This window comes from Paenibacillus sp. S150, from assembly GCF_019352175.1.
GTDB lineage: Bacteria > Bacillota > Bacilli > Paenibacillales > Paenibacillaceae > Paenibacillus_AQ.
Genome location: NZ_JACBYI010000001.1, coordinates 212,943 through 224,449, shown reverse-complemented (window position 1 = coordinate 224,449; position 11,507 = coordinate 212,943). Strand labels below are relative to the sequence as shown.

Here is an 11,507-nt window from a genome sequence, read left to right as displayed (position 1 = left end):
GGATAGGCTTGCCGCGATGATCACCAAAGTTCAGAATATGCCGGATATGCCCGGCCCCTATCTCATGCGGGACTGGAAGCGAGTGAGCATACAATATGATGGGCTGGTATTCGACGAGCGCCGCCAGGGGGACTTCTTCCCCCTGATCTGGCGGGATTTAACCGGGCGCAACGGTGTGCCCGGAACCTTCGGTCTGCCCTCTTATCTCGGAATGAAACGGGAAGGGGACCGGCACGAGGCGGTCAATACGGCCGCGGCGGTACTCGGGGCAACGCTGGCCGGACTGGACAAAAGAGCGGGCGGGGCCGACCGCGTGACTATGCTTGAGGCATACTTCAATACGGATAACGGGGAGCGATTATTCCTTAACCGCACGGATTTGAGATCCGGCAGGACGTTCTGGTACGAGATCTATCCGCATATCCTGCTCTATTCACTGGCCTATTATTATCCCGGTGCGGGCAGACTTGATGATATTATGCTGGAGACCGCAGATCAATGGCTGTCGGCCTGCCGGGCGCTGAAGGACGCTTCCGGCCTGCCGGACTTCAATCATCTCGCCTTCAGCTTCGGGACGATGCAGCCGGTAGACAACGGAAGATGGAAGGAACCGGAGGGGGCGGCCGGTGTCGCCTGGCTTGAGCTGATGGCCTATATCCGCTGGAGCGGGCAGGAGAGGCTTCAGGCGGCAGAAGAATGCCTGCTGTCGCTGGAGCGGCGGGAAGAGAATCCGTTCTATGAAATCCTGCTGCCTTACGGCGCCTATGCCGCCGCCAGAATGAACGCGCAATACGGCGCAAGCTTCGATCTGCTGAAGCTGGTCAACTGGTGCTTCGACGGGGACAGCGCCTGCCGCCCCGGCTGGGGCGTGGTGGCCGAGCGGTGGGGCGGTTATGATTGCCACGGCCTGTGCGGCAGCCTTACGGACTGGGGGCAGCGCTGGGATGCTGTGCGGGAGAATGCCGGAGCCGACTATGATCCGGAGCGCAGCGGCTATGCGTTCGCTGCCAATACGTTCTCCCTGGCCGCTGCGCTGGTGCCGCTCGTACGCTACGACAGCCGGTTCGCCCGCGATATCGGGAAATGGATGCTGAATGCCGCGAACGCGGCGAGGCTGTTCTACCCGACCTTCCTGCCCGGCAAGCAGCAGTCCTGCGCGTTCTACGTTCCGGACGAAGACGATGTGATTGCCTACGAAGGGCTGCGCAAGTGGTGGGATTACCAGAGCCCGTACGCCACGGGCGATCCGATCCGTTACAGCTGGGGCGGAACTGATCTTGGCTTATACGGTTCCTCACATGTCGGCTTCTTCGGCGGAATCATCGCAAAGACGGAAGTGGAGGGCATTCTGCAGCTGGATTGCCTGCGCACGGATTATTACCGGGAGGAAGCCTTCCCGACCTATCTGTATTTCAATCCGTTTAGCGAGCCTGTCACTGTGACCTTGCTGCAAGGCGCGGCGGACTGCCGGATCTACGACGCGGCGGCGCACAGGCTGCTTCCCGGCGATGCATGCCAGCTGGAGCTGCCCCCGTCTTCGGCGGTGCTGGCGGTTATCATTCCGGAGGATGGAACCCTGACGGACGAAGACGGGACCAGGCGCTGCAACGGAATTGTCATTGATTATCAGACCGGAGCTTAGGGCTGCTGCGGAGCCTCCGGGGGCATTCCAGTGAATAACTGGAATGCCCTCTTGTCTATGGATGATAACGCTATCATGTTATACTGGCCGTACACGGGGAATGGGAATTCAGAGGCAGCGCGGACAAAAAAACACGCGTATGGCAACAAATGAGCAGGTAACGCCTCTCCGCCCGGCGATTGTATAATATAGGTTCCGGGGGGATTGGCGATGGGGATGAGGATGGTGGAGAAGCGGCTGTGGCGTAAGCTCTTTTGGCCGGATACGCTGAAAGGGCGGTTATGGATTCTGCTCGTAATCGTTACGGTCACGCCCATTGTTCTGATTGGGTTCACTTCCTATTACTGGATGTACAAGGCGCAGGAGGAGAAAATCAGCTCCAATTATCAGTCGATGGTGAATACGCGCAAGGATTCCCTGGAGAAGGTGTTCGCCAACCTGAGCAGTGTCTCGCAGTTGCTGGTGGTCGATGGGGGAATGGGGGATGATGTCATCGAGTACCTGCAGAACAATGATCCGGTACAGAAGACGGAGCAGTATCTCGCCATCGATAAGTCGCTGACCAATATTATTTTTTCCAGTCCTACGGTCAACGGTCTGTTCTTCTATTTTCCGGACAGCGAAGCTCCGTTCCAATTCGAATCCGCCCCGATGCAGGGCGAGTTCTCGAAGGAGAATTTCATGGGAGACTTATTTCCTACACTGTATGTGGCCAATCAGCTCTCCTACCAGGGGCCGCATCCTTCCGTATTTGTGGGCCATTCCGAAGAGGTCTTCTCGCTCACCCGCAAAATCGAACACAGTCTCGGAAATGAGTTCTATATTTATCTGGAGACCCGGTTTGCCCCGGACATCAAGCTGTCCTCGGAGGATACCGGCGCTTCCATTAAGCAGCTGCTGGTCGATCCGGCGGATAAGGTGCTGTTCTCGCAAGCGGAGGAGATCCCGGCGGGAACCTTGCTTAAGGCGGGAGACAGCCGGCTCCAGTCCTATAAGTTCTTCTCGGCGGAAGGGGTGAACGGCTGGAAGGAGCTGTTTCTGATTCCGCAGAGCGTGTATACGAAAGAATTGAACCAGTGGCAGATCCAGTTTCTATTTACGGCTCTTCTGTCGCTGGCGCTCACGGTCATGACCGTGTTGTTTATCTGGCGGATGGTATACCGCCCCTTAAATCATATGAACAAGGAGATCAAGCTGTTCAGCTATAATCAGAAGGAACTGCCCCAGCTGCGCACCCGCCTGCTGGAATTCAATTCCCTGTTCAACAGCTTTCAGGCGATGCGGGAGAAGGTCAGCGGACTGCTCGCCGAGGTGGAGACCAAGGAGCGCCGCAAAGCGGAGCTTGAAGTGGAGAAGCTGATGTCCCAGATCAATCCGCATTTTCTGCACAACACGCTTAATACGATTCAGTTCCTTGCACTGGAGAAGGGCCAGAAGGATATCTTCGAGCTGGTCAAGGTCTTCACGCGGGTGCTGCACTATAATCTGAAAAAGAACAATATGATCGTAACCATCCGGGAAGAGATTGATGCGCTTCAGGATTATATCGAGCTGCAGAATATCCGCTATGACCACCGGTTCAATATTCCTGTGGAGCTGGACCCGGAGATTGAAGCGGTTCCCATTCCGCGATTTGTGCTTCAGCCGCTCGTGGAGAATGCGCTGTACCACGGACTGCAGAGCGATCAAGGCTCCATCAGCGTAACCGTGCGCCGGACAGCGGCGGGAATACTGCTCACGGTGGCCGACGAGGGGAACGGGATTTCGGAGGAACGAATGAACGAGCTCCTGAATGCAGACAAGGGCGAGAAGGCGGGAATGGGCATTGGACTTGGATACGTGCGGAAAATGCTGGAGGTATACTATGGCGGCGGGGCCGGAATGACCATTGACAGCAAAATTGGCGAAGGCACGGTGATTACCATCCGCATACCGGCAACCTTAGAAAGAGAGGGATTCTCATGATCAAGGTGTATCTGGTGGAAGACGAGCCGCTTGTCCGCAGAGGCATCATCAGTATACTCCCGTTCGCGCGGTACGGGATGCAGCTGGTAGGCGATGCCTCCTCCGCAGAAGAAGCGCTCCCTGCGATAGGCAGCCAGGATGTTGATCTCGTATTCACGGACATCTCCATGCCGGGCATGAACGGACTTGATTTCATCCGCGTGCTGAGGGATAAGCATCCGAAGGTCCGCACCGTCGTCTTGACCTGCCACCAGGATTTTGATTATCTGCAGCAGGCGCTCAGGCTTGGAGCCATGGATTATATGGTAAAAACACAGTTTGACGATCAATCCGTCGATGCGCTGCTCGGCAGGGTATCGACGCAGATTCACCAGACCGCTGCAGCCGAGGAACGTGAGAAGCTGCAGGAAACCCAGGCTTCCACGCAGAAGGAAGAGCTGTTCCAGCGATGGAAGGGACTGTCCTGGCTGGTGAAGGACACGGAATTTGAGGAATTGATGCTCCGCTCCGAGGAGCGCCTGAGCCTCTCCGAGTGGAGGGATCACGCAGCTTCCGCGCACCGGAACTGGAGCCTGATCTGTCCGGTGCTTGAGAAGCTGCAGTCCGGGGAACCGGAGCTTGCGGATATGGACTCGTTCGCCGATCTCAAGGGCTGGCTGTCTTCCTACCGCCGGGAGGCGATGAGGCTGCTGCGCGACACGATGCACTCGGAGGATGTGATCGATTCAATCATCCGCTCCCTGGATATCATCAGCCGGCATGAAGGCAATAAATTAAGCCAGAGTGATATCTGCAAGGCCATCAATATGAGCATCAGCTATTTCAGCAAATGCTTCAAGGAGATTGTGGGCATATCGTTCGTGAACTATATGCAGGACCGCAATATCAGGCTGGCCCAGCATCTGCTGCATACCACGAATTATCCGGTCTACCAGATTGCGGAGCAGTCGGGCTTCCAGGATGAGAAGTACTTCGGCAAGATCTTCCGCATGAAGAACGGGATCGCGCCGTCCGAGTACCGCTTGCAGAGCCGGAAAGGTTAAATATCCGCGATTGGCCCCTCCGGCAGGAGAGAATTTTGCCGGAGGGGGCTTTTTTTTGTGCTGGCCGCCTCCGGCGGATAAAAAAATCCTGCAATTCCGGCAAATGCCTCTATCCCGTCCCGGAATCTGCCCGGCGTATGATTAAATCACCGGAAAGTCATTTTCAAATCAGAGAAGGTTTGCTTGCAAACCGGGTGGAGGCACTTTATGCAATTCGGACAAAACAATATCCAGACTACCTCATCGTTACTGGGGCAATATGGAAAGGGGAACGCCCGTAAAGGGATTAAGCTTCGCTTTGAAGGAACGGGCGGAAAGGACGTATACAACATTACCGCACCCTTCACCGACCGGGGAGGGCTGATTATTGCCGGACGTGTGGAGAGCCGGGAGACGGAATATTCCGAGGTCGTTTTTTTCCGGGAGGAGCAGGAGGCCTGGGTGCCGCATCCCGATTATCCCTCCTATGAGCTGCAGGACCCGTTCTTCACCCGGATCAACGGGGAGCTTATCTTCGGGGGCGTGCGGGTTATTCCCGATCCGCTGTATCCGGAGCACATCGTATCCTGGATTACCCAATTCTACCGCGGCAAGGATATCGCCAGCCTTGAATTGTTTCTCAGGGGGCCTTATCAGATGAAGGATCTGCGCCTCATCGAGCTGGCAGGCGGAGAGATTGGCGTGCTGACGAGACCGCAGGGGTTCAAGGGCGGCAGGGGCAGCATCGGCTTCTATAAAGCGCGCTCGCTTGCGGACATTACGCCGGAAGACATCGCGGCAGCCCCGCTGTTTGAGAACCAGTTCACCCGGGAGGAATGGGGAGGGGCCAATGAGCCGCATCTGCTGGAAGGCGGCCGGGTCGGCGTGCTGGGCCATATCGCTTCCTTCGACGGCAGGGGCAGCCGGCATTATTATGCAATCACCTTCGCCTTCGACCCGGATACGCTGGAGCGGACACCGGTGAAGATCATCGCCCGGCGTGCAGATTTCCCGGAGGGGGAGTACAAGCGGGCCGGTCTGGCGGATGTCATCTTCAGCGGCGGCCTGGTGCGGAAGGCCGGAGGAATGGCCGAGCTGTATGTCGGGGCCAGCGATGCCGAAGCCTGCAGAATTCTGATACCTGATCCTTTTCTGGAATATGAGCAGCATTAGGGAGGGAGGTGGTCCGCAGATGCAAATTGGGGCCATGATTGAGAACGGGCCTGCCGATTGGAGTATTATCCAGCAGACGGACGGCTATGCCGACATTCCTGTGTCCGGCACCTGGGACCATAACGAGCCGCTCAGCCGCCCTGAAGTGTGTGCCAGGATTGTCCGGGAGGATTCAAGCACCGTCATTGTGCCGTGGACAAGATGCCATCAGGAAGATGACGGCCGGAGGTGGAGCATTGTCTTGTCAGGCGTTCCCGCCGGCGGCCTGTACCGGATCGAAACCTGCCTGAGCCATGACGGCAACCCGTTCGAGTGGGCGCTGCGCGGCGATATGATCCATCATGTGGGCGTAGGCGACGTGTTCGTCATTGCGGGCCAGAGCAATTCCTCCGGCTTCGGAAGAGATCCCATATACGATCCTCCGGAGCTTGGCATACACCTGCTCCGGAACAGAGGAACCTGGGATATCGCTTCGCATCCGCTGAATGAATCGACCGGCACAGTGCATGAGGCGAACCGCGAAGGAAGCAACGGCGGGCATTCGCCTTACCTCAGCTTTGCCCGCCATCTCAAGCGGGAGCTGGGGTATCCGGTCGGCCTGATTCAGACGGCGGCGGGCGGCTCGCGGCTCGGCGAATGGAATCCGGATGAGGAAGGCGCTCTCTACCGGAATCTGCTGGAGATTGTCAAGTCGCAGGGCGGGCATTGCCGCGTGAGCGGCATCCTCTGGCATCAGGGCTGCTCGGATGCGGCGCTGGGGCTGGGAGATGATTACTTGGAGCGGTTTGTCCGGTTTATCGCGAATTTGCGGAACGATCTGGGGGATTCGCTGCTGCCGGTGTTAACGGTCCAGCTCAACCGGCTAACGGAACGTGCCGACGAGACAGCGGACCGTCATTGGGGACAAGTCCGGGAAGCTCAGCGGCAGGCACCGCTGCTCCTCAATAACGTCTACATCGTGCCTTCAATTGACTGCACCTTGTCGGATGCAATTCATAACGATTCGCCATCCAATCTGATGCTCGGGGAGCGGCTGGCCAACGTCGCGCTGTGGGAGCTGTACGGACGGCGGGCGGTTTACTGCCACGCTCCTAATATCAGGCAAGCGGTGCAGACCGAAGACCGGAGGGTAAAGCTGACATTCGATCATGTGAATACCAGGCTGGAGATGTATGACACGGTGAAGCATCTCTTTCCGTTTCATCTGGAGGATGAAGCGGGAGCGGTAGCCGTGGATGGCTTCGAGCACGGCAATGACGGCAATCTGGAGCTCCGGCTGGGCAGGGAGATCGCCGGTGCGGCCCGAATCCACGGCTGCTTCGAGCAGAATCCTTCCGTGTTTGCCCCCTTCGACCTGGATTCCCATCTGCCCATGCTTTGTTTCTACAATGTAGCCGTAACGAAAGAATAGGAGTGTTCAGACTATGGAACTGTACAGATCGGAGCTTAACCCGATTATAAGGCCGGAGGATGTCCGTCCCTCCAATCCAGCGATGGAAGTAATCGGTGTATTCAATGCCGGGGCCGCGCGTCTTGGCAATGAAGTCATCCTCATGCTCCGCGTGGCGGAACGGCCGGTCAGCCGGGACCCTGCGGTGTATTTGACCCCGCTGTACGATGCCGGCCGGAATGAAATCACCATGCAGGAGATTCCCAGAAAACCCGAATACGACTTCTCCGATCCCCGGGTCGTCAAGACGACAGAGCGGAATTATTTGACCTCGATCTCCCATTTCAGAGTGGCGCGAAGCGGCGGCGGCGTTCATTTCCGCATAGATGACAAGCCGACAATAATGCCGGAGACGAAATATGAGAGCTATGGAATCGAAGATCCGCGGATTACGCAAATCGGCGGTACGTACTATATCACCTATTCCGCCATATCCGAGTATGGTATTTGCGCCTCGATGATTTCTACCACAGACTTTGCGGGCTTTAAGCGGCACGGCAATCTGTTTCATCCGGACAACAAAGACGTTGTCTTGTTTCCACGGCTCATCGCGGGCAAATATTATGCCCTTCACCGGCCTTCCTGCTCCCATTACGGCCAGCCGGAAATCTGGATCGCCGAATCCTCCGATCTGCTGCAATGGGGCAATCACCGGCAGCTGATCGGCGTGCGCGAAGGGCAATGGGACGGCGGCCGGATCGGCGCCAGCCTGGTGCCGCTGGAGACCGGCGAGGGCTGGCTGGAAATTTACCACGGCGCGGACCGGGACAATAAGTACTCTATCGGGGCTTTATTGCTGGACAAGAACGAGCCCTGGAGAGTCATCGCGCGCAGCGAGCTGCCGCTGATGTCCCCGGAGGCCGAATACGAGATGGAAGGGTTCTTCGGCAACGTCATCTTCCCGTGCGGGGCCCTGCAGGAGGACGGCCTGATCAAAATGTACTACGGGGCAAGCGACACCAGCATCGGCTATGCGGAGCTGTCCGTTTCTTCCATTACAGCAAAGCTTATCCAAACACAGACCAAGGAGTGAATGAACGATGGCCCTTATCGGCAAAAACGGCATTGTATTGTTCCAGGGAGACAGCATCACGGAGAACTGGCGCCGCCAGGAGGACGGCTCAGACCTCGGGATCGGGTACGCCCAGGTAATCGCCGCCCAGTACGGCTTCAAGCATCCGGACAACAACGTCACCTTTCTCAACCGGGGCGTGGGAGGAGACCGCGTCCCTGATCTGACGCGCAGATGGCAGAAGGATTGCCTCGATCTGAAGCCTACCCTTGTGTCCATCTTCGTGGGCATCAATGACACCTGGAGACGCTACGACGAGAATAATCCGCTGAGCACCGAAGAGTTCTATACGCTATACCGGAACCTCCTGACCGTCACCAAGGACCGATTAGACGCAAATATGGTTCTCGTTGAGCCGTTCCTGCTTCCCGTCCGGGAAGAGCAGAGGGCATGGCGTGAGGATTTGGACCCGAAGATCCAGGCGGTACGCCAGCTTGCGGGAGAATTCGGCCTGCCCTATGTTCCGCTCGACGGGTTATTCACGGCAGCGGCCAGCGGGACCGGGCCGGAATATTGGTCGCTGGACGGCGTCCATCCTACTGCGGCGGGCAACGGCCTGATCGCCGAAGCCTGGCTGAAGGCAGTGGGAGCTTAACTGCAGTGTAAGCCAATCTCCATCCCACCCGGCAGCTGAGGGCTGGATGGAGATTGAATATCCGCTTTAATTTGAAAGCGTTATCATTAAATGCGATACAAGGGGGATTTGAGAAAATGAAGCGTCAACGAATACTGACAGGCCTGCTCGCCGCAGGTGTAGGCGTCTCTGCCGTGTTTGCGGCATATCCTGGCGCTGCCGGTGCTGCTCCGGTCACTCAGACGGGGATTACCTATGTGAATACGCTCCCCAATCAGCCCGTCAATTACAGCATGATTGACTGGAACCAGCGGGCCCGCAATTTCGATGCCGCCGTGTTCGACTTTGCCTCCACCGGGACCTACAAGCCAATCGCCCTGTGGGATGACACCCATCTGAACATGTCCACGACCACGTTCAAGCTTCCGGCCTATGTCGGACCCAAGAGCCCCATCCCGAACGGCGGCCAGGAAGCGGTTGCCGGCATGGCGTCCGTGCTGGGGGGAGCGCTGGCCGGCATCGACAAAAGCAACCAGACCGGCAACGGCTACGCGGGTGTCAACTTCGCGGATATGACCAGAACCTACTATACCGCCGAAGGCATCATCAACAATAATCCGGGTGCCGTCACGGCAGGAGAAGAGTTCTGGTACGTGCTGCTTCCCACGCTGACGTTCGCCGGACTGGATTATCTGTACCCTTCGGCCGCCATGGATTCCGTTCTGCAGAACACGGCGAACAGCTGGTATGACGCCATTGTCGACATGGGCGGAAGCAGCGTGAATTTCAACTATCTGGGTTATGACTTTGGGGCGGATGCTCCCATTAACGGAAACCGTACGGAGCCGGATGCCGCAATCGGGGCGGGCCTGCTGCAATATTGGGCATATAAAAAATTCGGCGGGACTAATTATCTGAACGCTGCGAAATGGAGCATGAATTTCCTGCAGAATCTCTCCGGCAATCCGTCTTACGAAGCGCTGGAATACTGGGGGCCGCTGCTCGCCTCCCGGTTAAACGCCGAGCAAGGCGGCAATTACGATGTCACCAAAATGATGAACTGGGCGTTCGATGCGAATTCGGCACACCGGCCGACCTGGGGCGGGGTGAGCGGGAGCTTCGGCAGCTATGCCATGGATGGACTTATGGGCTCCGTAAGCGATCATGGCGGTAATTACGCCTTCACCATGAATACATTCGCTGCAGCGATGGGCATCGTTCCTGTTGCGAGATATGACCAGCGGTATGCCAGGGCGATCGGCAAGTGGATGCTGAATGCCGCGAGCAACGCCAGACTCTTTTATGCGGATCAGGTGGGAGCGGACTTGCAGGACAGTGCCTTCTGGACGGGAGATCCGAATTACGCCATTCCCTATGAGGGGCTCCGTTACCAGAAAATCGGCGACAGCACCAAGAAGCCTTTTGCGACTGGAGATCCGTTAACATACAACTGGCCGTACAATACGAATCTCGGCATCTACTCCGGAGCGTTGTCCGGTGTATTCGGCGGGATTGTGAAGACGACCAATATAAGTCAGATACTGCAGCTTGATTTGATAAAAACAGACTTTTTCCATGATCCGGCCTATCCGTCGTATTTGTACTACAATCCCTACACCAGCGGTCAAACGGTAAATATCAATGTAGGCGCCGCCCCTGTGGACATCTACGATGCCGTAAACGACACAGTGCTGAAAACAAACGTGAGCGGAACGCAAGCCTTCTCCATTGCCGCCGATTCAGCTTCGGTCATCGTACTCACACCGGCTAACGGAACTAAAGCTTATAGCGGAAACAAGATTCTGGTCAACAATGTGTTTGTCGGATACCGCCCTTCGAATAATCTGGCTTCCGGCAAGAACGCAACGGCAAGCTCCACCACGAACGGCAATGTGGCAAACGGCGTTACGGACGGAACGACAGCAGCAAGATGGGAATCGGGTCCCGGAGACCCGCAGTGGATTTACGTCGACCTTGGAGCGGCCAAAACGGTCGGCAGCGTCACCTTGAACTGGGAAGCGGCCTATGCCAAAGCGTTCAAGCTCCAGGTCTCGACGGACGCGGTGAATTGGACGGATGTCTATACGACGGCGTCTGGCACCGGCGGTGTGCAGAACATTACATTCAGTCCGGTGAATGCCAGATACGTTAGGATGTACGGAACGGCAAGAGGGACGCAGTATGCCTACTCTATCTATGAATTTGAAGTTTACGCCCCGGCGGATTTGGCTGCAGGCAAGCAGGCGGCGGCAAGCTCGACCACGAACGGCAATGTGGCAGGCGGCGTTACGGATGGAACGGCAGCCACGAGATGGGAGTCGGGTCCGGGCGACCCGCAATGGATCTATGTGGACTTGGGGGCCGCACAGTCCGTGGGCAGGGCGGTGATCCGCTGGGAAGCGGCTTATGCCAGCGGCTTCAAGCTTCAGACCTCGAATGATGCGGCGAGCTGGACGGAGGTGTATGCGACGGCGTCGGGAACCGGCGGTGTGCAGAATATAACGTTTTCTCCGGTCAATGCGCGGTATGTCAGAATGTACGGAGCGGCGAGAGGAACGCAATATGCCTACTCGATCTATGATTTTGAAGTGTACGGCAACTAGCCCTGA

Annotated in this window: 8 protein-coding genes; all 8 read left to right on the top strand. The window is 57.0% G+C overall.

Annotation, left to right across the window (positions count from 1 at the left end):
* The first annotated feature begins 16 nt into the window (after positions 1–16).
* The 8 genes from HYD27_RS00855 to HYD27_RS00820 all read left to right on the top strand — a co-directional run bounded on the left by HYD27_RS00855 (position 17) and on the right by HYD27_RS00820 (position 11,501).
* Positions 17–1,642 (top strand): hypothetical protein, encoded by a 1,626-nt coding sequence (locus HYD27_RS00855; protein WP_219210411.1) that lies wholly within the window; start codon positions 17–19, stop codon positions 1,640–1,642.
* Positions 1,643–1,852: 210 nt separating this feature from the next.
* Positions 1,853–3,607 carry a sensor histidine kinase gene (locus tag HYD27_RS00850; protein WP_219210409.1) on the top strand — a complete coding sequence of 585 codons (1,755 nt, stop codon included), beginning with the start codon at positions 1,853–1,855 and terminating at the stop codon, positions 3,605–3,607.
* Positions 3,604–4,650 carry a response regulator transcription factor gene (locus tag HYD27_RS00845; RefSeq protein WP_219210407.1) on the top strand — a complete coding sequence of 349 codons (1,047 nt, stop codon included), beginning with the start codon at positions 3,604–3,606 and terminating at the stop codon, positions 4,648–4,650. Before HYD27_RS00850 ends, HYD27_RS00845 begins: the two co-directional genes overlap by 4 nt.
* Before the next feature lie 207 nt (positions 4,651–4,857).
* A complete protein-coding gene (locus HYD27_RS00840; protein WP_219210406.1) occupies positions 4,858–5,802 on the top strand; it encodes a DUF1861 family protein in 945 nt (314 codons plus the stop codon).
* Between the two features lie 19 nt (positions 5,803–5,821).
* Positions 5,822–7,213, top strand: a complete 1,392-nt coding sequence (locus HYD27_RS00835) for a sialate O-acetylesterase (RefSeq protein ID WP_219210404.1) — start codon at positions 5,822–5,824, stop codon at positions 7,211–7,213.
* 13 nt (positions 7,214–7,226) lie between these two features.
* Positions 7,227–8,285: a glycoside hydrolase family 130 protein gene (locus tag HYD27_RS00830; RefSeq protein WP_219210401.1), complete on the top strand. Its 1,059-nt coding sequence runs from the start codon at positions 7,227–7,229 to the stop codon at positions 8,283–8,285.
* A 7-nt stretch (positions 8,286–8,292) separates the two neighbouring features.
* Positions 8,293–8,919: an SGNH/GDSL hydrolase family protein gene (locus HYD27_RS00825; RefSeq protein WP_219210400.1), complete on the top strand. Its 627-nt coding sequence runs from the start codon at positions 8,293–8,295 to the stop codon at positions 8,917–8,919.
* Between the two features lie 116 nt (positions 8,920–9,035).
* Positions 9,036–11,501 carry a discoidin domain-containing protein gene (locus HYD27_RS00820; protein ID WP_228744855.1) on the top strand — a complete coding sequence of 822 codons (2,466 nt, stop codon included), beginning with the start codon at positions 9,036–9,038 and terminating at the stop codon, positions 11,499–11,501.
* The last annotated feature ends 6 nt before the right edge of the window (positions 11,502–11,507 follow it).

Excerpts from the sequence above, each read along its gene's own strand:
- HYD27_RS00820 (WP_228744855.1), top strand. The coding sequence starts at position 9,036 with ATGAAGCGTCAACGAATACTGACAGGCCTGCTCGCCGCAGGTGTAGGC.
- HYD27_RS00835 (WP_219210404.1), top strand. The coding sequence starts at position 5,822 with ATGCAAATTGGGGCCATGATTGAGAACGGGCCTGCCGATTGGAGTATT.
- HYD27_RS00840 (WP_219210406.1), top strand. The coding sequence starts at position 4,858 with ATGCAATTCGGACAAAACAATATCCAGACTACCTCATCGTTACTGGGG.
- HYD27_RS00850 (WP_219210409.1), top strand. The coding sequence starts at position 1,853 with ATGGGGATGAGGATGGTGGAGAAGCGGCTGTGGCGTAAGCTCTTTTGG.
- HYD27_RS00825 (WP_219210400.1), top strand. The coding sequence starts at position 8,293 with ATGGCCCTTATCGGCAAAAACGGCATTGTATTGTTCCAGGGAGACAGC.
- HYD27_RS00855 (WP_219210411.1), top strand. The coding sequence starts at position 17 with ATGATCACCAAAGTTCAGAATATGCCGGATATGCCCGGCCCCTATCTC.
- HYD27_RS00830 (WP_219210401.1), top strand. The coding sequence starts at position 7,227 with ATGGAACTGTACAGATCGGAGCTTAACCCGATTATAAGGCCGGAGGAT.
- HYD27_RS00845 (WP_219210407.1), top strand. The coding sequence starts at position 3,604 with ATGATCAAGGTGTATCTGGTGGAAGACGAGCCGCTTGTCCGCAGAGGC.